The organism is Nocardioides sp. SR21 (genome assembly GCF_022761125.1).
Lineage (GTDB): Bacteria > Actinomycetota > Actinomycetes > Propionibacteriales > Nocardioidaceae > Nocardioides.
This window is the reverse complement of sequence record NZ_JAKWJR010000002.1, coordinates 54,216-77,512: the sequence shown is the minus strand read 5'-3', so window position 1 is coordinate 77,512 and position 23,297 is coordinate 54,216. Positions and strand designations below refer to the sequence as shown.

The window sequence follows — 23,297 nt, the reverse complement described above, 5'->3', positions numbered from 1 at the left end:
ATCCATCCGTTTGTCTCACCAACCGGACGTCGTGGCCATCTCCAGAGCCCGCTCCGGCCAGAAGTCGCCGGCCGGCGGTCCACCACCGCAATCGCCGTCGCTCTCGCCCGGCGGCTTCACCCACAGGTAGGCGTCCTGGTGCTCGGGATCGTTCTCGCCCGCCGCGACCGGCTCGGTGCCGAACGCGCGACCGGGCGGGTTGCACCACTCGTCGGTGGCGCCCACCCCGTTGCGTCCCGAGTCGATCACGTAGTGCGCGCTGCCGAGGATCGCGCTGAGCTCCTCGGCGAACGCCTGCTCGTCCTGGTCGGTCTGGAAGTTCGAGACGTTGGTGGCGAACCCGCGCACGTCGCGGACGCCGACCTGCTCGAGCAGGTCGGCGAGGTCGGCCGGCGCGATCCAGTTCGAGTGGCCGCCGTCGACGTACGTCGTCACGTTCGCCTCCTTGAGCTCGGCGACCGCGTCGCCGATCAGCCGCACCCGCTCGCCGCGGTTGTCGCACTCGAGCGCGGAGGCGAGCGCGTCCGGCTCGACGACCGCGACCGCGCGCTCGCCCGCGCCGGCCGCGGCGGCGATCTCCGCCACCCACGGGGTGTACTGCGCGGCGGGCAGGCCGCCGGCGGAGAACTGGCCGCTGCAGTCGCGGTCCGGGATCCCGTAGATCACGAACGTCGGCACCTGGTCGGCCTCGTCGGCCGCGGCCACGATCCCGGCGACGAACGGGCCGACGGAGCCGGCCGGGTACTCCTCCGGCGTGAGCCAGATGCCCTGAGGGACGTTCGAGAGCCGGGCGAACACCGGCTTCGACGACTCGTCGGCGGCGGCCGCCGCCTGCGCCGCGTGGGAGTCGGGGTCGGCGTAGCCGGCCCGGTCCGCGAACGGGTTGATCGCCTGCGCGTCGGCCGGCGGCTCGTCCCCCGCCGGCTCGTCGCCCGAGCACCCGGCCAACGGGCCGAGGGCGAGGGCGACGAGGACGCCGGCGGTCAGGAGTCGTGGACGAGACGGCGCAGGCACCGCGCCATCATGCCCGAGGCGCGTGGCTCCTTCCGCGACCGGGCGCGAACAGCGCGGCGACCGCGGCGACCGCCACGGCGGCGGCGCCGGTGAGGATCGCCGGCCCGACGGCCCCGTCGTACCCGGTCGGGCTGAGGGCGCCGCCGTTGGCGAGGAAAACCGCCACCAGCAGCGCGATCCCGAGCGCGACGCCGAACTCGCGGATCGTGGAGTTGGCCGAGCTCGCCATCGCGAAGTCGTCCTCGGGCAGGCCCTCCAGGACGCCGGTCGCCATCGGCGCGAACGTGAGACCCATGCCCACGCCGGCCATCAGCAGCGGCACCACGAACGACGGGTATCCCGCGGCGCTCTCGGTGAGGACCGCGAACCACACCAGTGACACCGTCTGCAGCACCAGGCCGACGAACAGCAGCGGCCGCAGTCCGACGCGGGGTGCGAGCAGACCGGCGATCGGGGCGACCACCATCGGGGCCGCCGTCCACGGGAGCGTCCGCAGCCCGGCATCGAGCGGGCTGTAGCCCTGGACGATCTGCAGGTACTGCGACAGCAGGAACACCGTGCCGAACATGCCGAGCGTGAAGAACAGCGCGATGACGTTCGAGACCGAGAAGCTCCGCGACCGGAACAGCCGCAGCGGGAGGACGGCGTACTCCCGGCGCCGCGCCCAGAGGACGTACGCCGGCACCAGCACCGCCGAGAGCACGAGCGGGCCGAGCACCCGCGGGTCGCTCCAGCCGTCGTCGTTGCCGTGCACGATCCCCCAGATGCCGAGGAAGACGGCGCCGCCGAGCAGCAGCGTGCCGACCGGGTCGAGGCGCTGCCAGGCGCCGCGCGACTCGGGGACGGCGACGATGAGCAGCGGGACGGCGACCAGCGCGACCGGGACGTTGAGCCAGAAGATCGCCTCCCAGCTGACGCCCTCGACCACCGCGCCGCCGATCACCGGGCCGAGCGCGACGCCGAGGCCGCTGACCCCGCCCCAGATGCCGATCGCCGCGGCCCGCATCGCTGGCGGGACGGCGGCGGCGAGCAGGGTCAGCGACAGCGGCATGATCGCCGCGGCGCCGACGCCCTGGACCGCGCGGGCGGCGATGAGCGCCTCGGACGTGGTGCTCAGGGCCGACGCGATCGAGGCGAGCGTGAAGACCGTGATGCCGGCGAGCATCACCCGGCGCCGGCCGAGGCGGTCGCCGAGGGTGGCCGCCGGGAGCATGAACGTCGCGAACGCGAGCGTGTAGGCGTTCATGAACCAGGACAGCTCGCTCACCGACGAGCCGAGGTCGAGCTGGATGACCGGCAGCGCGCTGGTCATCACGAGGTTGTCGAGGGTGGCCATGAACATCGGGAGCGAGGCCGCCACGATCGCCAGCCACACCGGCACCCGGCGGGGTCGGGGAGCGGCGACGTCAACCTCCGGGGCACGGGGCGCATCGAGTGTGGTCATCGGAACTCCAGAAGAAGGCATCGAATGATTACTTACCTGAAGGACATTAAGTAATCGACTGATAACATGTCAACCATGAATGCCGAGAAGGCCACCCGGATGTCCGCCGACGAGCGCCGGGAGCTGATCCTGCAGGCGGCGACGCGGGCGTTCGCCCAGGGCGGCTACCACGGCACCAGCACCGACGCGGTCGCCAAGGAGGCCGGCGTCTCCCAGCCGTACGTCGTGCGCATGTTCGGCACCAAGCTCGACCTGTTCCTCGCGGTCTTCGAGCGCGCGGCCGACCGCATCAACGCGGCGTTCGAGGGGGTGCTCGACGCCGGGCCGTTCGACGCCACCAGCGAGGACGACAAGGACCGGATGGGGATCGCCTACACCGAGCTGCTCCAGGACAACGACTTCCTGCAGGTGATGATGCACGGCTTCTCCGCCGGCGGGACCGACGAGATCGCGGCCGCCGCGCGCACCTGCATGGGCAAGGTCTTCACGACCATCCAGCGCACCGGCTGGCCCGACGACGAGGTCCGCGACTTCATCGCGCACGGCATGCTGCTCAACGTGATGATGTCGATGCGGGCCCTCGAGCACCTCGAGCCCGAGCACCCGCTCGCGAGTCTCACGACCTGCGCCTTCGGCGACGCGCTCCCCCTGCTTGAATCGACCGCGTGACCCTCGTCCTGGCCTCCGCCTCCCCCGCCCGCCTGCAGACCCTGCGCAACGCCGGCATCGAGCCGGTCGTGATCGTGTCCGGCGTCGACGAGTCGCAGCTCGACGGGCTGCCGCCGGCCGAGCTCGCCCTCCAGCTCGCCGAGCTCAAGTGCGCCGCGGTCGCCGCGCGCGACGACATCCCGCAGGGCGCCCTCGTGCTCGGGTGCGACTCCGTCCTCGACCTCGACGGCGTCGCGCTCGGCAAGCCGGACGACGCCGAGGAGGCGGTACGCCGCTGGCAGCAGATGCGCGGGCGCTCCGGGGTGCTGCGGACCGGTCACTCGCTGCGCGACACCGCGACCGGCCGCGTCGCCGCCGCGACCGCGTCGACCACGGTGCACTTCGCGGACGTGTCCGACGACGAGGTGGCGGCGTACGTCGCGACCGGCGAGCCGCTGGTCGTCGCCGGGGCGTTCACCGTCGACGGCCTGGGCGGCGCGTTCGTGACCGGGATCGAGGGCGACCACCACAACGTGGTGGGCGTGAGCCTGCCGCTGGTCAGGGAGCTGGTGGCCGAGCTGGGTCACTCGTGGACGGAGCTGTGGGCTCCCCGCTGAGGTCCACCGGCGGGTCCAGCGGCTCGAGGTCGAGCTCGGCGAGCTCGAAGACCTGCAGCGGGTGCTGCTTGAGCTCCGCCAGCACCACCGGCTTCTGGAACACCAGGGTGCGGAACAGGTAGAACCGCGCCACCATCCCGAGGAACAGCCCGATCACGTTGGCCGCGACGTTGTCGGAGTACGGGTCGTCGAGCCCGAACACGTTGCGGCTGATCCACAGGCACGCGATCGGGATCAGCATCGTGGCCAGGTTGATCACCACGAACATCAGCCGGCCGCCGTCGGCGGTGCGCGGCGGGCGGTCCTTGAACACCCAGCTGCGGCTGCCGCGATAGCTGATCGCCATCCCGACCAGGTTCGCGATCACGAACGCGAAGTACGGCTGCCCGGCCAACGGCGCCTCCCAGCCGGTGTGGAACCCGTGCACCAGGAAGTTGAAGAGAAGGACCGCGACGATGGTCGCGACGCCACCGACGGCGAGGAACCGGTACGCCTCGGTGAAGACGCGACGCCACCGGTTGGACATGGGGAGAGGCTATCCGCTCGCCATGACCGGTCCGCGCCGCGGCTACTCGACCGGCAGACCGAGGCCCCGCGCGATGAGCATCCGCTGGACCTCCGACGTGCCCTCGCCGATCTCGAGCACCTTGGCGTCGCGGTAGAACCGGGCGACGGGGTACTCCTCCATGAAGCCGTAGCCGCCGAAGACCTGCGTCGCGATCCGGGTCGCGGTGACCGCGGACTCGGTGGCGTAGAGCTTGGCGACGGCGGCGGCCTGCTTGAAGTCCTTCATCGGCGCGCCCCTGTCCTTCATCGCCGCGGCCCGGTAGGTCAGCAGCCGGCTGGCGTGCAGCATCACCTCGAGGTCGGCGATCTGGAAGGCGACACCCTGCTTGCGCCCGATCGGGCCGCCGAACGTCTGCCGGTCGCCGGCGTACGCGACGCTCATCTCCAGACATGCCTGGATGCAGCCGACGGCGAGGGCCGCGATCGCGACCCGGCCGTCGTCGAGGGTGGCGAGGAACTGGGCGTAGCCGCGGCCACGCGCACCGAGGAGGTTGGCCTCGGGGACGCGCACGCCCTCGAACGTCAGCGGGTGCGTGTCGGAGGCGTGCCAGCCGAGCTTGTCGTACGCCTTCTCGGCGGTGAAGCCGGGCGTGCCGCTCGGCACGATGATCGTGCTGATCTCGGCGGTGCCGTTCTCGCGGGTGCCGGTGCGGGCGGTGACGGTGACCAGGCTGGTGATCGAGGAGCCGGAGTTGGTGATGAACTGCTTCGCACCGTCGACGACCCACTCGCCGTTCTCGAGGACCGCCTTGGTCTTGGTCGCTCCGGCGTCGGAGCCGGCGCCGGGCTCGGTGAGGCCGAAGCCGGCGAGGGCGCTGCCGGCGACCAGGTCGGGCAGCCACGCCTGCTTCTGCTCGTCGGTGCCGTACTCGAGGATCGGGTTGATGCCGAGACCGACCGCGGCCTCGAGCGTGATGCCGATCGACTGGTCGACGCGGCCGATCTCCTCGATCGCGACGCAGAGGCTGGTGAAGTCACCGTCCTCCCCCATGCCGCCGTACTCCTCGGGCGCGGTGAGGCCGAACAGCCCGAGAGCACCCATCTTCTGCACGACGTCGACCGGGAAGTGGTGCTCGCGGTCCCACTGCGCCGCGTGCGGCGCGATCTCGGCCTCCGCGAACTCGCGGACCGAACGGCGGAACTCCTCGTGCTCTCGCGACAGCTCGTACGTCATGGCCGCACCCTAACCGGTTTGGTTAGCGTTTGTTAACCAGCGGGGTGACGAAGGGAGGGATCGGTAGTGGAGGAAGGCGAGCGGAGCGAGCCTCGAAGGTCACGTACCTGCCCGACGGCGACAGCACCGTCCACCGACGCCACCAGCTCTCAGGCGCGCTCGCACTCCGCGCGCCGCCGCTCGAGGTCGGCCACGACAGCCGCCGCCTCCTCCTGGAGCACGGCGATGTCGGCCTCGGTGAAGTCGCGGGGCACCACGTCGATCACGCAGCAGTTGCCCAGCACCTCGCCGCTGGAGGTGATCAGCGGGGCGCCGGCGTACGCGCGCACCCCGTCGCGGGCGGCGGTCGGGTTGATCCGGTGGAGCACGTCGGCGGCGGCGTCGGGGACGACGTACGGCGCACGGGTGCGCACGCTGGTCGCGCAGTAGGACCACTCGATGGGGGTGCCACCGGCGTCGGCACTCCAGCTGTGGTCGCCGCCGTAGCGGCCGACGTAGCACTGCGCTCCGTCCAGCACGATGCTCACGCCACCGATGGCGGTACCGAGGCGTTGCGCGATCCGCGCGGCCGCCTGGTTCAGCTCCACGCGCAGCTCCGCGGCGAACGGGTCGAGGGAGACCAGCTCGTCGAGCCGCTCACGCCGCGGCGTCCGGCCCTTCAGCAGCGTGTCCATGGCCGCGCGCGCCCAGTCCCAACCGGGGGCCGGAGCGTCGCTGCCCCGCGCTGCGATCTCGCGGTACGACGCCACGCGCACCGCCTGGGCGCGCCCGACCAGTGCGGGCCGGCCGCCCATGTCCACGAGCGCCCGGGTGATCCGGTCGAGCTCGTCGAGATCGAGGACGGGCTCGTGCGCGGAGACCTCGGCGTCGGCACAGACCCGGTCCCAGAGGACCTCGACGTCCTCCGTGGCGCCCAGCCCGAGGGCGCGACGTACGTCCTCGCGGGTCGGGGCGTGCAGGCCGTGGCTGCGCAGCTTCGCGAGCGAGCGGCCGAGGGGTGCGATGGTCATCGTTCCTTCTTCTGTCGGATCGTCATGCCGCGGCCTCCTCGAGGTCCGTCAGGCCGACGACGCGGGCGAGGGCGCGCAGGTCGAGGTCGGGGACGAGACGGGTGCCGCCCGCCAGCCGGATCAGGGGCGAGTCCTGCACCGCGCGCCGCGCCTCGACGAGCCCGCGGCCGTCGTGCTCCGGGTCGGACCAGGAGCGCGGCTCGATGCCCACGAGGGCGTCGACCGCGAACCCGACCTGCTCGTCGCCGAGCTCGACGAGGAGCAGGCACGACGACGGGCCGGGCTCGGCCGGCTCGTGCCCGAGGAGGCGGGCGAGAGACAGCACCGGGACCGCGTGGCCGCGGTGCACGACCGTGCCGAGCACGTCGGCGACGGCGGACGGGGTCAGCGAGGTCGGCGGCGGAAGGATCTCGACGACCTGATCGAGCGGCGTCGCGAGCCCGATGCCCGCGGAGTACGTCACGTACGCCGGTGCACGCGTGAGGTCGACCCCGTCCGCGCTGTCGCCGGCGCCGGAGCCGATGTCGAGGTCGGTGTTGACCGCCGCCAGGGCGAGCAGGCTGCGGTCGCTCCGCAGCCCGGGCCCGTCGAGCACGAGGCAGGCGCCGTCGTCGAGGGCGAGCATGCCGCTCACGAGGTCCGGGCGGGACGCCGCGAACCGCGGGACCGGGAGGACCTCGGACCCGGCCGCGCGCAGCTCGACCAGGTCGGTGACGGCCAGGACCACCTGCCCGACCCCGAGGTCGAGCACCACGCCCGCGCGGACGTCGTCGGCCCCGAGTGCCGGCAGCCCGACCAGCGTCATCGGATCCACGACGGGGACCTCGCGGCCACCGAACGCCGTGGTTCCGAGACAGTCGCCGGCGGTCAGCACGGACGGGCGGAGCTCGATGAGTGGGAGCGTGGTGTGGATCGCGTCGACGTCGAGCGCCAGCACCTGGTCGCCGCACCGGACGAGGGTGAGGCTCGGCGCCGAGCCGGTGGCCCGCGCGTCCTCCACCGCCGCCGCGGCGGGCTCGTCGGAGACGCTGGGCACCCCGGGGAGGCCGAGCAGCTGGGCCGCGTCGAGGACGCTGACCGGCTGACGCTCCTCGCCCAGCAGGAAGGCGTGCGAGACCAGCAGGTCGCCGGAGGCGGTGGCGAAGGGCACCAGGTCGGCGTCCGGGACGCGAGCCACACCCCGCACCTGGTCGACGACGAGGCCGATCACGCGGTGCTCGTGCCTGACGACGACCACGACCTGGTCGGCGGGCGCCTGGTCGGCAGCGCCGAGCAGCGGGCGCAGGTCGACCACGGGGAGCACGATCGAGCGCAGTGCCATCGCACCGGCCAGCCCGGGGGCCGAGACGGGCAGGGGTGCCAGGGCGGCGGGTCGCGGCACCACCTCGCGCAGCGCCGAGAGCGGCAGCGCGAGATCGAGCTCGCCGAGGCCGAGGAGGCCGTAGACGGCGTCCGTCACGGGGTCACCTGCCGTCGGCGCCGCTGGTGACGGAGGCGAGCTGGTCGATCAGCGAGTTCACGTTCGCAGAGGCCTCCTGCTGAACCCGCGTGGAGGCGGAGATCGTGCGGATCGCCTCGTTGGTGCGCGAGACGCTCGTGACGATGCGCTCGAAGGCGACCTCCGCGCGCTGGGAGACCTTCGAGCCCTGGTCGACCCGCTCCGCGGACTCCTCGATGAGGCGGCCGATCTGCTGGGCGGCCTCGAACGAGCGCTCGGCCAGCTTGCGGACCTCACCCGCGACGATCGAGAAGCCGACGCCGTGCTCGCCGGCGCGGGCGGCCTCGATCGAGGCGTTGAACGCCAGCAGGTTCGTCTGGCCGGCGATCTCGCCGATCACCTTGACGATGTCGCTGATCGAGGCCGAGGACTTCTGGATCAGCGTGATCGCCTCGATGGAGGCGCGCAGCGCCTCGACACCCTGCTCGGCGTTCGCGTGCGTCTCGGCGGCCAGCTCGGTCGCCGTGTTCGACTGGGTCGCGATCTCGGTGATCGAGCCCGCGAGCTCACGGACCGACTCGGTCATGTCGCGGGTGCCGACGTCGATGCGCTGCTCCCGGTCGACCTCGATGGTCACGTCGTACGCGTACTTGATGACCTTGACGACGTTGCCGGCCAGGTCGAGCACCGGGTTGTAGGTGGCCTGGATGTAGACGTCGCGGCCGTACTTGCCCTTGCGGTGGAAGCGGCCGGCGATGACCTCGCCCTTGCCCAGGCGCATCCAGAAGTCGCGGTACTCCACCGAGCGGGTGTACTCGTCGTCGCAGAAGGTGCTGTGGTGCTGGCCGACGATCTCGCGCAGCGAGAAGCCGAGGGTCCGCAGGAAGTTCTCGTTCGCGTGGACGACCAGGCCGTCGAGGTCGAACTCGATCACGGCCTGCGCGCGGTCGACCGCGTCCACCCGGGCCTGGACCTCGGCGCTCGCGAGCTTGGTCGCGGTGACGTCGGTGGCGAACTTGACCACCTTCATCGGAGCGCCCTTGGCGTCGAGGATCGGGTTGTACGTCGCCTGCAGCCAGACCTCGCGGCCGCCCTTGCCGAAGCGGCGGTACTCCCCCGCCTCGAACTGCCCGGCGCCGAGTCGCTCCCAGAAGTCGGCGTACTCCTGGGTCTGCGCGAACTCCGGGTCGACGAACATCTTGTGGTGCTTGCCCTGGAGGTCGGGCAGCGAGTAGCCGACGACGTCGAGGAAGTTGCGGTTCGCCGTGAGGATCCGGCCCTCGAGGTCGAACTCGATGACCGCCTGGGCGCGCTCGATCGCCGCCATCTTGCCGACGTGCTCGGCTCCGATGCGCTTCGCCTCGGTGACGTCCTGGGCGATCTTGACGACCTTGACCGGGTTGCCCTCGTCGTCCAGGACCGGGTTGTACGTCGCCTGCAGCCACACCTCGCGTCCCTCGCGGGTGACCCGGAGGAACTGGTCCTGCACGAACGCGCCCGAGCGCAGCCGCGCCCACAGCTCGTCGTACGACGAGGACTCGGCGTACTCCGGCGTGCAGAACGTCCGGTGGTGCTTCCCACGGACCCCGGCCAGCGGGTAGCCCATCAGGTCGAGGAAGTTCTGGTTGGCGGTGATGACCGTCCCGTCGAGCTGGAACTCGATGACGGCGAACGATCGGTCCACCGCCTCGGCGAGGGCATCGAGGTCACGGGCCTCACCGGCGGTCGAGGTGTCAGTTGCACGGGTCACACCCCGCCGATCGGCCGGTTCCGCGCCCGACCTGAGCGTTGGCCGAGGATCGGTCCGAAAGGGTGAGGTGACCAAACATCTGCTTGGTGCGAGATGGGCCACACGGACACCGGGGCCCGTGCGACGCCCGCTGGCGATACCCTGCCGGGCGGGTCGCGATGATCCGTCACGTCTGGAAGCAGGAGGGGTAGTGCCCGAGAGCAAGCCGTTGCAGAAGGTCCTGATCGCCAACCGAGGTGAGATCGCCGTCCGGGTGATCCGCGCCTGCAAGGACGCCGGGATCGGCAGCGTGGCGGTCTACGCCGAGCCCGACCGCGACGCGCTGTTCGTGCGGCTCGCCGACGAGGCCCACTCCCTGGGCGGGGCCACCCCGGCCGACTCCTACCTGGACATCGCCAAGATCATCGCGGTCGCCGAGAAGTCCGGCGCCGACTCCGTGCACCCGGGCTACGGCTTCCTCGCCGAGAACGCCGACTTCGCGCAGGCCGTGATCGACGCCGGCCTGATCTGGATCGGCCCGCCGCCGGCCGCGATCGAGGCGCTGGGCGACAAGGCCAAGGCCAAGCACATCGCCGAGCGGGCCCAGGCGCCGCTCGCCCCCGGCACCAAGGACCCGGTCGCCGACGCCGACGAGGTCGTGCGGTTCGCCGAGGCCAACGGCCTGCCGGTCGCGATCAAGGCCGTCTTCGGTGGTGGCGGCCGCGGCCTCAAGGTCGCCCGCACGATCGAGGAGATCCCGGACGCGTTCGAGTCCGCCGTCCGCGAGGCGGTCACCGCCTTCGGCCGCGGCGAGTGCCTGGTCGAGAAGTTCCTCGACAAGCCGCGCCACGTCGAGACCCAGTGCCTGGCCGACCAGCACGGCAACGTCGTGGTGGTCTCCACCCGCGACTGCTCGCTGCAGCGCCGCAACCAGAAGCTCGTCGAGGAGGCGCCCGCGCCGTTCCTGACCGACGACCAGATCAACCGGCTCTACGAGTCGTCGAAGTCGATCCTGCGCGAGGCCGGCTACTACGGCGCCGGCACCTGCGAGTTCCTCGTCGCCCAGGACGGCACGATCTCGTTCCTCGAGGTCAACACCCGCCTCCAGGTCGAGCACTGCGTGTCCGAGGAGGTCACCGGCATCGACCTGGTGCGCGAGATGTTCCGCATCGCCGCCGGCGAGGAGCTCGGGTACGACGACCCGGAGATCCGCGGCCACTCGATCGAGTACCGCATCAACGCGGAGGACGGCGGCCGCAACTTCATGCCCGCCCCCGGCACCCTGTCCGCCTGGAGCCCGCCGCAGGGCCCGGGCATCCGCGTCGACGGTGGCTACGAGAACGGCGAGACCGTCCCCGGCTCGTTCGACTCCCTCATCGCCAAGCTGATCGTCACCGGCCGTGACCGCACGCAGGCGCTGGAGCGCTCGCGCCGCGCGCTCGACGAGTTCGTCGTCGACGGCATGCCGACGGTCATCCCGTTCCACCAGGCCGTGGTCCGCGACCCGGCCTACATCGGCGACGGCACGTCGTTCGACGTCTACACGCAGTGGATCGAGACCGACTTCGACAACCAGATCACGCCGTACGGCGGCGAGACCGCCGAGGCGGAGGAGGCCGGCGAGCGGCAGAAGGTCGTCGTCGAGGTCGGCGGCAAGCGGCTCGAGGTCGTGCTGCCCGGCGGACTCGGTGGCCTAGCCGCCGGGACGGCCGCGGGCGCGGGGTCGAAGGGGAAGGCCAAGCGCGCCGGCGGCAAGAAGGCGGGCGCGGCCGCGTCCGGCGACGCCGTCACCAGCCCGATGCAGGGCACCGTCGTCAAGGTCGTCGTCGAGGAGGGCCAGACCGTCGCCGAGGGCGACACCGTGGTCGTCATCGAGGCCATGAAGATGGAGCAGCCGCTCAAGGCCCACAAGGCCGGCACCGTCACCGGCCTGCAGGCCGAGGTCGGCCAGACCGTCGGCAACGGCGCGGTCATCTGCGAGCTCAAGGACTGATCCGCTCGCATCCCTGCACGCGCTCGGCGTGCAGACAGCGGTCGCGCCCGTTGCCGCCGGAGACGCGGTCCGTGCCGGCACCGGCATCGATCCGATCGGATCCGGGCGTCCCCTGGACCACGTCGGCGCCGCCGTAGGTCCACGCCCGCAGCGACGTGCCGGCCGAGTCCACCACGTCGCGCGCGTCGGTGCCGCGGTAGTCCCACGCGACGTTCGCGCCGAGCAGGAGCCTCTCGAGCCCGGCGATCGCGCCCCACTCGACGCCCGCGGCGACCACCCTCTCCTCGGCCATCAGCACCCGGGCGGCACCGGGCCGCCCGCCACCGCCGATCCGGCCCGGTCCCCAGACCTGCCCGTCGTCGGCACCCGCCCCGCCGTCGATCGCGAAGCCCGGGCGCCGCGAGAGCTCGACGACGAGCTCGTCGTCACCCGGACCGCCGTACGCCTCCGCAGGCCCACCGCCGATCGCCAGCACCTGGTCGTCCCCCGCGTCGCCGTTCAGCACGTCGCGCCCGATGAAGGAGGCGAGGACGTCGTCGCCGTCGCCGCCGTTCACGACGTCGGCGTCGGCAGGGCCTTCGACGCCGTCCATCCCGGCGCGCAGCTCGTCGGCACCGCCGCGGCCGTCGATCACGTCATCGCCCTCGTTGCCGAGCAGGACGTCGTTGGCCACGCTGCCGAGCAGGACGTCGTCCGAGGCCGAGCCGTAGACCGCCACCCCGAAGCAGTCCGGGCCGTCGCAGCCCGACCCCGCCGCGGCCACGAGCGTGTCGTCGCCCTGCCCGGACGACGTCCCGGCGTCCAGGTCGAGCGTGATCGCGGCCCGACCGTCGCGGTAGTCGAGGATGCCGTTGCCGCCGTAGGTGACGCCGGCGGACCGGTCGTCGCCGCCCACGTCGAGGTGGTCGTCACCGGGACCACCGTCCAGGAGGTCCGGCTCGAGCCAGCGGCCGCCCCGATCGACGTGCAGAGCCTCGCGCTCGCCGTGGAGCCGGTCGGCGCCGCGGCCGCCGCGCAACGTGTCCGAGCCGTCGCCCCCGCAGACCAGGTCGTCTCCACCACGGGCGACGACGACGTCGTCGCCGCCCAGCGCGACGATCACGTCGTCGCCGGGTGTCCCGCGGAGCGAGTCGTCGCCGCCGGTGCCGACGATCGTGGCCGCCTCTCCCTGACAGGTGGGCGTGGGCGCCGCGTGCGCCGCGTGCGCCGCGTGCGCCGCGTGGGCGGGGAGGAGGGCAGCCACGAGGAGGGCAGCGGACATCGGGCCGAGTGCGCTCATACCTCCTAGACGCCCAGACCCTAGGGTCGGTTGCATGCAGATGCGCGAACCGAGCCAGCGGGTCAGCCCGAAGGCTCGGCTCATGTGGGCCACGGTCGCCGCGGTCGAGGGTCTGGTCACGACCGTCGCCGTGGCCGTCGCCGGGCCGGTCACCGACTGGCTGCCGGTGCCGTGGTGGGCGGTAGCGCTCCTCGCGCTCGTGTCGGCGGCGTACGTCGCCGTCGTACCCCAGTGGCGCTACGCCGTGCACCGCTGGGAGGTCACCGGCACCGCGGTCTACACGCAGACCGGCTGGTGGGCCCGCGAGCGCCGGATCGCGCCGATGTCGCGGATCCAGACCGTCGACCACGCCGAGGGGGCGATCGCGCGGCTGTTCGGGCTGTCGACCGTGACCGTCACGACGGCCTCGGCCGCCGGCGCCCTCGAGATCGAGGGTCTCGACCGCAACCGCGCGCTGCAGCTGGTCGACGAGCTCACGCTGATGGCCGACAGCGCGCCCGGGGACGCCACGTGAAGGACTGGCAGCGCCTCGATCCGCGGATGCTGCTGATCTACCCGGTCCGGGAGTTCGTCCGGTTCCTCCCCGCGCTGATCGCCCTGTTCATCGCGGGCAGCGCCACCAACGGCGGACGCGACTGGTGGCAGATCATCGGCATCGCCGTGCCCGTCGCGCTCGGTGTGCTGCGCTACTTCACCACCGGCTACCGGATCACCACCGGCCGGATCGAGCTGCGCCGCGGGCTGCTGAACCGGCACGTGCTCTCCACGCCGCTCGACCGGGTCCGCACCGTCGACATCACCGCGCCGCCCGTCCACCGGCTGCTCGGGCTGACCAGCGTCCGCATCGGGACCGGTACGACGTCCGGCGGCGACGAGGACCGGATCGACCTCGACGGGCTCCCGGTCGAGCAGGCGCGACGGCTGCGGGCGGACCTGCTGCACCTCGGTGGCGAGCACACGACGCCCGAGGTCGAGAGCGCTGAGGCGGTGCTGGTGTTCGACCCGTCGTGGGTGCGGTTCGCCCCGCTCACCAGCACCGGCCTGGTGATCACCGCCGGTGTCCTCGGCGTGGCCGCCCAGGTCCTCAACACGTTCAACGGGTTCGAGCGGCTGCACCCCGAGCGGTTCGCGGACGACGCCGCCGGGTGGTCGGTGTGGATCGCGATCCCGGTCGCGGTGATCGGCCTGGCCGTGGTGGTGTCGGGACTGTCGATCGGCGGGTACGTCGTGAACAACTGGGGCTTCCGGCTGAGCCACACCGGATCGATCCGCGGCGGCGCGTGGCACCTGACCCGAGGGCTGCTCACCACCCGCGAGACCACGCTCGACGACGAGCGGGTCCGCGGCGTCTCGGTCGGCGAGCCCCTCGGCCTCCGGCTGGCCGGCGGCGGCCGCGCGTGGGCGATCGTCACCGGCCTGGAGCAGAACACCTCGGGCAGCGCGCTGCTGGTCCCGCCCGCGCCGCGGGCCGTCGTGCACCGTGCGGCCGGCGAGGTCCTGCACACTCCCGACCCGCTCGAGGCCCCGTTGCTCGCGCACGGCCCGCGTGCACGGACCCGGCGCTACACCCGCGCCGTCGGACCCGCCGTCCTGGTGCTGGTGGTCGCCGCCATCCTGGTGCCGCTCGCCGACCTCCCCCTCTGGGCGCCGGCCGTGGCCGCCCTCGGCCTGCCCGTCGCGGTCGCGCTCGCGGCCGACCGCGCCCGTGCTCTCGGGCACGCGCTCGTGGCCGGCCACGTCGTGGTCCGCTCGGGCAGCCTGAACCGGCGCCGCGACGCGCTGGAGACCGACGGCGTGATCGGGTGGAACCTGCGCTCGACGTGGTTCCAACGACGCGCCGGGCTCGCGACGCTGGTCGCCACCACCTCGGGCGGCCGGCAGGCGGTGACCGCGCTCGACGTACCGGAGCCGATGGCGACCGGTCTGGCCCACTCGGCCGACCCGGACCTGATCGCGCAGTTCCTGGTCGAGTCGCCTGCGGAAACCGCGACTTGGGCGTAGCCTCCGGCACATCCGAGAGGGGGCAGGCATGTCCGAGCGCAGCGCATCGAGTCGCAGGTCCGGGCTGACCCTGGCTCTCGTCCTCGCCGTCACCCTGCTCTCCGTCCCGAGCGCGCAGGCCGAGAGCGGCGACGAGACCGGCTGCCTGGTGCCGTACCTGCGTGGCCTCCGGCTCCCCGCCGTCCGGGTCGAGCTCGAGTGGGCGAACTGCAGTCTCGGCAACGTCCACCGCAAGACGACCACGCCCGACAAGCGCGGCAAGGTGCTGTCGCAGTCACCGCCCGCGGGTCGGGTCCGTCCGGCGTTCCACCCGGTCGGCGTGACCATCGGTCGTTGACGTCCACTAACCTCAGGGTCGTTGGGAAGCCACGGCACGGGAGGGCGTGTTGGACGAGAATCCGCATACCGGCGAGCACTTCGGCCGGTACCGGATCGTGCGCAGGATCGGTCACGGCGGCATGGGCGTGGTCTACGAAGCCCACGACGAGCGCCTCGGCCGCTCGGTCGCTCTGAAGATCGTCCGACCTGGCCTGGCCGACGCCGACGACTACCGGGCGCGCTTCGAGCGCGAGGCCTCGCTGCTCGCCAAGGTGCGGTCGCAGCACATCGTCAAGGTCCACGACTACGGCAGCGAGCGCGACAGCGCCTTCCTCGTGACCGAGTTCTTCAAGGACGGTGACCTGAGCGCGCACCTCACGCAGCACGGGCCCCTGTCGCGGACCGCCGCCGTGCGGCTCATCGCCCAGGTGTCGGAGGGCATCCAGGACGCACACGACGCCGGAGTCCTCCACCGTGACGTCAAGCCCAGCAACGTGCTGCTCTGGAAGCGCGGCGACGCCCTCCTCCCCTACATGTGTGACTTCGGCATCGCCACCGACGGGACGGGCGGGCACACCGTGACCGGGTCCCTGATCGGCAGCCTCGCGTACATGGCGCCGGAGCGGCACGACGGACTGCCCGCGACCGTCGCCGGAGACGTCTACTCGATCGGCTGCCTGCTCTGGGCGTGCCTGACCGGGAAGGCGCCGTACTCCGGCACGGACTTCCAGGTGATGTCCGCGCACAAGTCCGGGCCGATCCCGCAGCTCGGCACCGACGACCCTCTCGACCGAGCCATCGACGCCATCCTGACCGACGCGCTCGCGAAGGACCCCGCGCAGCGGATCCCCACCCCGCGCCAGCTCGAGCAGCGTCTCCGAGCGGTTCTCCGGGAGCACCCGGAGAGCGACGCGACCGTGATCAAGGTGCCGGCCGGTGAGCACACCAGGGCCCATGCCCCGGAGCCCGCACCCCCGTCGGTGACCGACACGGAGACCGTCCTCAAGGCGCCGCCGCCGGCCGACCCGGCGCAGCCGCCCGCCTCACCGGACGAGGCCGAGCGTCGCTCCCGCAAGCCGCTGATCGCGGCCCTGGTCGGCATCGCCGCCCTGGCAGCGATCCTCTTCGTGATCATGCGTCCGAGCGGCGACGACGTCGAGGCCGACGTCGCTGATGCCGCCGCCACCCCGAGCGTGTCCGAGACCCCGTCCGCTGCTCCCGTCGACCCGCCGCCGGCTCCACCGGCCATGAAGCTGAGCTCGGCACCGGCGTACCGCGCGGTCACCTTCCAGATGCAGGCGCCCTCGGGCTTCCGGGCGGAGGAGGGCGTCGAGTACACCCGGCAGGTGCAGACCGACGCCGGCTGGGAGACCGCGGCCCAGAGGTTCACGGTGCCGATCGGCGACCAGGAGCTCGGCGGGGCGAAGGCCTGCGCCCGGGTCCGCCTGGTGGCCGACGGCGAGGGTGGCAGCACGACGGGCCCGGCCACCAGGCTGTGCGACACGAGCAGGCCCACGACGCTCGACCTGCCCGAGACGCCCGAGGGGTGCCCGGCCTACGGCAGCTACAGCTGCCACACCTACGCGATCGTCGTGTCCGGCTACCGACCCGGCAGCACCCTGACCGCGAAGCTCACCGGCTCTCCCAACCCGTGCACCGCCCGCTGCACCAAGAAGGTCGAGGTCGACGACGACGGCCGCGGCCGCCTGCAGGACGGCCTGTCGGTCTACGAGGCGACCAGCGCCACGATCCGCATCGGCTCGCAGAGCGCGACCGTCAGCCCCTGAGCAGCAACGACCCGACGTTCCGGGCCGTGACGCCCTGTCGGCCGTGCGGTCCCGGCGGCCCGCCGCCGTTCCCGCCACCGGTCGTCGGCGTGCCCGGCGGGTCCTCCTGCGGCGTGGAGTCGATCGGCGACTCGTTCCGCACCGGTCGCTTCTGGGCCTTCAGCACGACCTTGCCGGACGCGCCTGCGACGTAGCCGCCGCCCGGGTGGACGAAGACCCGCAGCGTGTGCGTGCCGGGGACGTTCGGCCGGTAGCGGAAGCCGTACTCCCAGCGGCCCTGCTGCAGGCCGCGGATCTTGCAGCCCGTCTTCACGGACGCGATCTTGCGCCACTTCTTCTGCACCAGCACCTGCAGGTCCACCCTCACCTTGCCCATGCACGGCCGGGCCAGACCGGAGATGGTGACGGTGTCACCGACCATCGGCTTCGCCCTCGATGCCTGGAGCGTCAGGGTCGGGTGCACGTAGAAGGTCCAGCCGCGGGCCGCCTCCGAGGGAACGAACGCGGCGTCGCCGTCGTAGCGCGGCACGTAGAAGTACTTCGGCTGCGGGATCAGGTTGAACGACACGCGGGTGCCGTCGACGTTCATCCGCGCCTGCCTGCCGGTGTCCTCGCAGCGGACCAGGCGCTTGCCGTTGCTCCGGCAGCGGAGGAGACCGAACGTGCGGGCGGGGTCCGGTGCGCCCATCCCCTTCGCCAGGTAGGCGACCTGGAGGTCGGCGTACACGGTCGCGCGGGTTCCGACCCTCCCGTTGAACCGGGCCGCGCCCGACGTCATCCGCAGGTAGTAGCCCTCGAAGTCGAAGTCCACGGCCTTGGCGGCCGTCCCGACACGGAGGTGGTCGGCGATGACCACCGCATCGGAGTCGGTGTTGTAGCAGCCGAGCTGGATCTGGAGGGTCGCCGATCCGAGGCTCGGGTGCGCGGTGGCGAAGTTCTGCAGGCTGGCGCCGACGTAGTGGGCGCCCTCGCTCCCGTTCACCATCTCCGTCCAGTCGTACACGTGGCCGGAGAAGTCCACCGTGCGCCAACCCTGGACGGGCGTGCCGATCCAGCTGCGCCCGATGCCGAGCCAGTAGTGGTCGGGACCGACCGGGACCCACGCCAGCACGTTGACGTCCATGGAGTCGACGTTCTGGACGGCCATGTCCATCGACAGCTGCGTCAGCGTCTCCGGGTTGGCGACCGTGACCCGCGGGCCCTGGCCGTGCGTCGCGGCCGCGCCGTTGCTGCTGCCGATGCGGTACCGGAACACCTGCGGCTCGTCGAGCCCCGGGAACAGGCCCACCGGGGGAACGTAGGTCTCCACGGTCGACGCGTTCGCGCCACCGACCGGCGCCGCCTTGGCCGAGCAGTCGGCCTTCGAGGCCGCGAACGCGGACGCGACGCCGCTGACCGGCTGCTTCGCTGCCGTGACGTCCGGTGGACCGTACAGCGAGTAGTCCGTCACGACCGGCTCCGCTGTCTGCACTGCCGCCTGTCCCGCGGCACCCGCCGCCGGCAGTACCGCGACCAGCAGACCGATGACGATGCCCGGCACAACCCGAGAACGGCGCATCCTCGACTTCCTCCCCTTCGGCGTGCACCGCACGCGTCAACCCGGCGGCCAGCCTAACCTCGCGGCTCCGGGAGCGGGCCGGTACGTCGGGTCTCGTCTCGCGGGGCAGCGGCCGCGCGGGCCCGACGCGGGCTCCTTATAGCGTGGCCCCATGTTCTCCAAGGTGCTCGTCGCCAACCGTGGCGAGATCGCGATCCGAGCGTTCCGCGCTGTGTACGAGCTCGACGCCCGCTCGGTCGCGGTGTTCCCGTACGAGGACCGCTGGTCCGAGCACCGGCTGAAGGCCGACGAGGCCTACCAGATCGGCGAGCTCGGCCACCCGGTCCGGGCCTACCTGGACCCCGAGGCGATCGTGGCCGTGGCGCTGCGCGCCGGGGCGGACGCGGTCTACCCGGGGTACGGGTTCCTGTCGGAGAACCCCGCGCTCGCCGAGGCGTGCGCGAACGCCGGCATCACGTTCGTCGGCCCGAGCGCCGACGTGCTGACGCTGACCGGCAACAAGGCGCGGGCGATCGCGGCGGCGAAGGCGGCCGGCGTACCGACCCTTGCGAGCGTCGACCCGTCGACCGACGTGGAGGCGCTGCTCGAGGCGTCGACGGAGCTGCCGTACCCGCTGTTCGTGAAGGCGGTCGCCGGTGGTGGCGGTCGTGGCATGCGCCGCGTCGACGACCCCGCGGGTCTGCGCGAGGCCATCGAGACGTGCATGCGCGAGGCCGACGGCGCGTTCGGTGACCCGACGGTCTTCATCGAGCAGGCCGTCGTGGACCCGCGGCACATCGAGGTGCAGATCCTCGCCGACGGCGATGGCAACGTGATGCACCTGTTCGAGCGCGACTGCTCGGTGCAGCGGCGGCACCAGAAGGTCGTCGAGATCGCGCCCGCTCCGAACCTCGACCCCGAGCTGCGCGACCGGATGTGCGCCGACGCCGTCCGCTTCGCGAAGGAGATCGGCTACCGCAACGCCGGCACCGTCGAGTTCCTTCTCGACCCCCACGGCAACTACGTCTTCATCGAGATGAACCCGCGGATCCAGGTCGAGCACACCGTGACCGAGGAGGTCACCGACGTCGACCTCGTCCAGTCGCAGCTGCGGATCGCCGCCGGCGAGACGCTCGACGACCTCGGCCTCTCCCAGGACACCGTGCAGCTGCGCGGCGCCGCGCTGCAGTGCCGGATCACCACCGAGGACCCGGCCAACAACTTCCGCCCCGACACCGGCGTGATCACGACGTACCGCTCCCCCGGTGGCGGCGGCGTCCGCCTCGACGGCGGTACGACCTACACCGGCGCCGAGGTGTCGGCGCACTTCGACTCGATGCTCGCCAAGCTCACCTGCCGGGCGCGCACGTTCGACAAGGCCGTCGAGAAGGCGCGGCGCGCGGTCGCGGAGTTCCGCATCCGTGGCGTCTCCACGAACATCCCGTTCCTCCAGGCGGTGCTGGCAGATCCCGACTTCACCGCGGGCCGGGTCACCACGTCCTTCATCGAGACCCACCCGCAGCTGCTGCTCGCCCGCGGCACCGGCGACCGCGGCAGCAAGCTGCTGAGCTACCTCGCCGACGTCACGGTCAACCAGCCGCACGGCGCCGCGCCGGTCAGCCTCGACCCGGCCGGCAAGCTGCCCTCGGTCGACCTCACCGTGCCCGCACCGGACGGCACCCGCCAGCTGCTGCTGGAGGTCGGGCCGGAGGAGTTCGCGCGGCGGCTGCGCGAGCGCAAGGACGTCGCGGTCACCGACACGACGTTCCGCGACGCGCACCAGAGCCTGCTCGCGACCCGGGTCCGCACCCGCGACCTGCTCGCGGTCGCCGGCCACGTCTCGCGTACGACGCCCGAGCTGTGGTCGGTCGAGGCCTGGGGCGGAGCGACGTACGACGTCGCGCTGCGCTTCCTGGCCGAGGACCCGTGGGAGCGGCTGGCCGCGCTCCGCCAGGCCGTGCCGAACATCTGTCTCCAGATGCTGCTGCGCGGCCGCAACACGGTCGGCTACACGCCGTACCCGACCGACGTGACGAACGCGTTCGTCGAGGAGGCCGCGGCCACCGGCATCGACGTGTTCCGCATCTTCGACGCGCTCAACGACGTCGAGCAGATGCGGCCCGCGATCGAGGCGGTCCGCGCGACCGGTTCGACGATCGCCGAGGTGGCGCTCTGCTACACCGGCGACCTGTCGAACCCCGACGAGAAGCTCTACGACCTCGACTACTACCTGCGGATGGCCGAGAAGGTCGTCGAGGCCGGGGCGCACGTGCTGGCGATCAAGGACATGGCCGGCCTCCTGCGGGTCCCGGCCGCGCGCACCCTCGTGACCGCGCTGCGGGAGAACTTCGACCTGCCGGTGCACCTGCACACCCACGACACCCCGGGCGGCCAGCTCGCGACGCTGCTGGCCGCGATCGACGCCGGCGTGGACGCGGTCGACGCCGCCACCGCGCCGATGGCCGGCACCACCTCCCAGCCGTCGCTCTCCGCGCTGGTCTCCGCGACCGACCACGGCCCGCGCGAGACCGGGCTGTCGCTGGCCGCGGTCTCCGCGCTCGAGCCCTACTGGGAGGCGACCCGCCGGGTGTACGCGCCGTTCGAGTCCGGCCTGCCCTCGCCCACCGGTCGCGTCTACCGCCACGAGATCCCGGGCGGCCAGCTGTCGAACCTGCGCCAGCAGGCGATCGCGCTCGGCCTCGGCGAGAAGTTCGAGCAGATCGAGGACATGTACGCCGCGGCGAACGACATCCTCGGCAACATCGTGAAGGTGACGCCCTCCTCGAAGGTCGTCGGCGACCTGGCGCTGCACCTCGTCGCGGTCGGCGCCGACCCGGAGGAGTTCGCGGAGAACCCCGGGAAGTTCGACATCCCGGACTCCGTGATCGGCTTCCTCAGCGGCGACCTCGGCGACCCGCCGGGTGGCTGGCCCGAGCCGTTCCGCTCCAAGGCCCTCGAGGGCCGCACCCACAAGCCGCCGGCCGAGGAGCTCACCGAGGAGCAGCGCGACGGGCTCGCGGGCGGCAGCCCGACCCGTCGCCGTACGCTCAACGAGCTGCTGTTCCCCGGCCCGACGCGCGAGTTCACCGAGTCGCGCGCCAAGTACGGCGACATCTCGGTGCTGCCGACGCGCGACTACCTCTACGGGCTGCGCAACGGCGAGGAGCACGAGGTCGAGATCGAGGAGGGCAAGACGCTCATCCTCGGCGTGCAGGCGATCGGCGAGCCCGACGAGCGCGGCATCCGCACCGTGATGGCGACGCTCAACGGCCAGCTGCGGCCGGTCAACGTGCGCGACCACAGCGTCGCGTCCGAGGTCGCCGTCGCGGAGAAGGCCGACACCTCCAAGCCCGGCCAGGTCGCGGCACCGTTCCAGGGCGTGGTGACGATCCTGGTCGCCGAGGGCGACACGGTCGCGACCGGTGACACGGTCGCGACGATCGAGGCGATGAAGATGGAGGCCTCGATCACCGCACCGGTGGGCGGCACCGTCGAGCGGCTCGCGCTGTCCGGCACCCAGGCGGTGGAGGGCGGCGACCTGGTGCTGGTGCTGTCCTGAGCGAGCACGAGGGCACCCCGGTCGCTGCGGGGATCGTCGCTGCGATCGTCGGCTCCAGCAGCTCGTTCGTCGTCGTCCTCGCCGGCTTCACCGCGGTGGGCGCCACGCCCGCCCAGGCGGCGTCCGGCCTGCTGACGGTCTTCGTCTCGCAGGCCCTCGGCATGCTGTGGCTCGCGCTCCGGTACCGCACCCCGATCACGCTCGCCTGGTCGACGCCGGGTGCGGCCCTGCTGCTCTCCACGGGCGCGGTCACCGGAGGCTGGGCGGCCGCGGTCGGGGCGTTCGTCGTCTCCGGCGTGCTGATCCTGCTCACCGGCCTGGTGCCGGCGCTCGGTGACCTGATCGCGCGGATCCCGCCCTCGCTCGCGCGGGCGATGCTCGCGGGCGTGCTGCTGCCGATCTGCCTCGAGCCGGTGATCGGGCTCGCCGACTCGCCGAAGTACGTCGGTCCCGTCGTGCTCGCCTGGCTGGTCATGCACCTGATCTCCCGGCGCTGGGCGGTGCCGGTCGCGCTGGCCGTCGCCCTGCTCGTCGTGGTCGTGTCCGCCGGGTCGTCGGTGTCGGCGGGCGACCTGGTCCCCTCGCTCACCTGGACCACGCCGCACTGGACCGCGCAGGCGGTGGTGAGCCTCGCGATCCCGCTCTACATCGTCACCATGGCCTCGCAGAACGTGCCCGGCCTGGCGATCATGAAGAGCTTCGGGTACGACGTCCCGTGGCGGGAGACGATGACGGTCACCGGCGTGGGCACCCTGGCGGGCGCTCCGTTCGGCGGCCACGCGATCAACCTCGCGGCGATCACGGCGGCGATGAACGCCGGGCCGATGGCCGGCCCCGACCGCGACCGCCGCTGGATCGCGACCGTGTCCTCGGCGGCGACGTACCTCGTGCTCGCGCTGGCGTGCGGTGCCCTGACCGCGCTGGTCGCGGCCGCTCCCGGCGACGTGATGCAGGCGGCCGCCGGCCTGGCGCTGCTCGGCACCCTGGCGGCGTCGCTGGCCGGGGCGCTCGCCGACGAGCACGGACGCGAGGCCGCCGTCATCTGCTTCGTGATCGCGGCCTCCGGCGTCACGATCCTCGGGGTGGGCGCCGCCTTCTGGGCGCTCGTCGCCGGGCTGCTGCTCCGGCCGCTGATCGCGATCGGCACCATCCGCCGGCGATAATGGCTCCACGGTCCGTGCG

The 23,297-nt window shown here is 72.4% G+C and carries 18 protein-coding genes; 9 read left to right on the top strand and 9 right to left on the bottom strand.

Annotation, left to right across the window (positions count from 1 at the left end):
- Window positions 1-15: 15 nt before the first annotated feature.
- Both MJ604_RS03650 and MJ604_RS03645 read right to left on the bottom strand, forming a co-directional pair.
- Window positions 16-1,014 carry a glycoside hydrolase family 6 protein gene (locus MJ604_RS03650; RefSeq protein ID WP_243056937.1) on the bottom strand — a complete coding sequence of 333 codons (999 nt, stop codon included), beginning with the start codon at window positions 1,012-1,014 and terminating at the stop codon, window positions 16-18.
- Between the two features lie 7 nt (window positions 1,015-1,021).
- Window positions 1,022-2,458: a DHA2 family efflux MFS transporter permease subunit gene (locus MJ604_RS03645; protein WP_243056936.1), complete on the bottom strand. Its 1,437-nt coding sequence runs from the start codon at window positions 2,456-2,458 to the stop codon at window positions 1,022-1,024.
- A 75-nt stretch (window positions 2,459-2,533) separates the two neighbouring features.
- Between MJ604_RS03645 and MJ604_RS03640 the strand changes: the two genes are divergently transcribed.
- Both MJ604_RS03640 and MJ604_RS03635 read left to right on the top strand, forming a co-directional pair.
- The gene (locus MJ604_RS03640) at window positions 2,534-3,127 is read left to right on the top strand and encodes a TetR/AcrR family transcriptional regulator (protein WP_243056935.1); all 594 of its coding nucleotides are present in this window, start codon (window positions 2,534-2,536) and stop codon (window positions 3,125-3,127) included.
- Window positions 3,124-3,723 carry a nucleoside triphosphate pyrophosphatase gene (locus tag MJ604_RS03635; protein WP_243056934.1) on the top strand — a complete coding sequence of 200 codons (600 nt, stop codon included), beginning with the start codon at window positions 3,124-3,126 and terminating at the stop codon, window positions 3,721-3,723. Before MJ604_RS03640 ends, MJ604_RS03635 begins: the two co-directional genes overlap by 4 nt.
- On the opposite strand, the gene MJ604_RS03630 is transcribed toward MJ604_RS03635, so the two are convergent.
- The 5 genes from MJ604_RS03630 to MJ604_RS03610 form a co-directional block, all read right to left on the bottom strand.
- On the bottom strand, window positions 3,665-4,249 hold the full coding sequence (locus tag MJ604_RS03630) for a GtrA family protein (RefSeq protein ID WP_243056933.1): 585 nt from the start codon (window positions 4,247-4,249) through the stop codon (window positions 3,665-3,667). The two genes, MJ604_RS03635 and MJ604_RS03630, sit on opposite strands and share 59 nt — an antisense overlap.
- A 42-nt stretch (window positions 4,250-4,291) precedes the next feature.
- Window positions 4,292-5,464: an acyl-CoA dehydrogenase family protein gene (locus MJ604_RS03625; RefSeq protein ID WP_243056932.1), complete on the bottom strand. Its 1,173-nt coding sequence runs from the start codon at window positions 5,462-5,464 to the stop codon at window positions 4,292-4,294.
- Between the two features lie 149 nt (window positions 5,465-5,613).
- A complete protein-coding gene (locus MJ604_RS03620) occupies window positions 5,614-6,474 on the bottom strand; it encodes a GAF domain-containing protein (RefSeq protein WP_243056931.1) in 861 nt (286 codons plus the stop codon).
- Between the two features lie 22 nt (window positions 6,475-6,496).
- On the bottom strand, window positions 6,497-7,933 hold the full coding sequence (locus MJ604_RS24145) for a chemotaxis protein CheW (RefSeq protein WP_243056930.1): 1,437 nt from the start codon (window positions 7,931-7,933) through the stop codon (window positions 6,497-6,499).
- Between the two features lie 4 nt (window positions 7,934-7,937).
- Entirely contained in the window at window positions 7,938-9,662 is a 1,725-nt protein-coding gene (locus MJ604_RS03610; RefSeq protein WP_243056929.1) for a PAS domain-containing methyl-accepting chemotaxis protein, read from the bottom strand.
- A gap of 190 nt (window positions 9,663-9,852) precedes the next feature.
- On the opposite strand from MJ604_RS03610, the gene MJ604_RS03605 reads away from it, so the two are divergent.
- The gene (locus MJ604_RS03605) at window positions 9,853-11,634 is read left to right on the top strand and encodes a biotin carboxylase N-terminal domain-containing protein (protein WP_243056928.1); all 1,782 of its coding nucleotides are present in this window, start codon (window positions 9,853-9,855) and stop codon (window positions 11,632-11,634) included.
- Here the strand turns inward: MJ604_RS03605 and MJ604_RS03600 are convergent.
- A complete protein-coding gene (locus MJ604_RS03600) occupies window positions 11,624-12,913 on the bottom strand; it encodes a calcium-binding protein (protein ID WP_243056927.1) in 1,290 nt (429 codons plus the stop codon). The two genes, MJ604_RS03605 and MJ604_RS03600, sit on opposite strands and share 11 nt — an antisense overlap.
- Window positions 12,914-12,947: 34 nt before the next feature.
- Here MJ604_RS03600 and MJ604_RS03595 point away from each other — a divergent pair, with 34 nt between their 5' ends.
- The 4 genes from MJ604_RS03595 to MJ604_RS03580 are packed head-to-tail and all read left to right on the top strand — an operon-like array spanning window position 12,948 to window position 17,019.
- The gene (locus MJ604_RS03595) at window positions 12,948-13,427 is read left to right on the top strand and encodes a PH domain-containing protein (RefSeq protein WP_243056926.1); all 480 of its coding nucleotides are present in this window, start codon (window positions 12,948-12,950) and stop codon (window positions 13,425-13,427) included.
- Window positions 13,424-14,914, top strand: coding sequence for a PH domain-containing protein (locus tag MJ604_RS03590; protein ID WP_243056925.1), 1,491 nt, complete (start codon window positions 13,424-13,426; stop codon window positions 14,912-14,914). The genes MJ604_RS03595 and MJ604_RS03590 overlap by 4 nt, the downstream gene beginning before the upstream one ends.
- Before the next feature lie 28 nt (window positions 14,915-14,942).
- On the top strand, window positions 14,943-15,251 hold the full coding sequence (locus MJ604_RS03585; RefSeq protein WP_243056924.1) for a PASTA domain-containing protein: 309 nt from the start codon (window positions 14,943-14,945) through the stop codon (window positions 15,249-15,251).
- A 46-nt stretch (window positions 15,252-15,297) separates the two neighbouring features.
- Entirely contained in the window at window positions 15,298-17,019 is a 1,722-nt protein-coding gene (locus tag MJ604_RS03580; RefSeq protein ID WP_243056923.1) for a serine/threonine-protein kinase, read from the top strand.
- Here MJ604_RS03580 and MJ604_RS03575 read toward each other — a convergent pair.
- Entirely contained in the window at window positions 17,009-18,469 is a 1,461-nt protein-coding gene (locus MJ604_RS03575) for a hypothetical protein (RefSeq protein WP_243056922.1), read from the bottom strand. The genes MJ604_RS03580 and MJ604_RS03575 overlap by 11 nt on opposite strands.
- A 259-nt stretch (window positions 18,470-18,728) precedes the next feature.
- Between MJ604_RS03575 and MJ604_RS03570 the strand changes: the two genes are divergently transcribed.
- Both MJ604_RS03570 and MJ604_RS03565 read left to right on the top strand, forming a co-directional pair.
- Entirely contained in the window at window positions 18,729-22,115 is a 3,387-nt protein-coding gene (locus MJ604_RS03570; protein ID WP_243056921.1) for a pyruvate carboxylase, read from the top strand.
- A complete protein-coding gene (locus MJ604_RS03565) occupies window positions 22,112-23,278 on the top strand; it encodes a benzoate/H(+) symporter BenE family transporter (protein ID WP_243057376.1) in 1,167 nt (388 codons plus the stop codon). The genes MJ604_RS03570 and MJ604_RS03565 overlap by 4 nt, the downstream gene beginning before the upstream one ends.
- The last annotated feature ends 19 nt before the right edge of the window (window positions 23,279-23,297 follow it).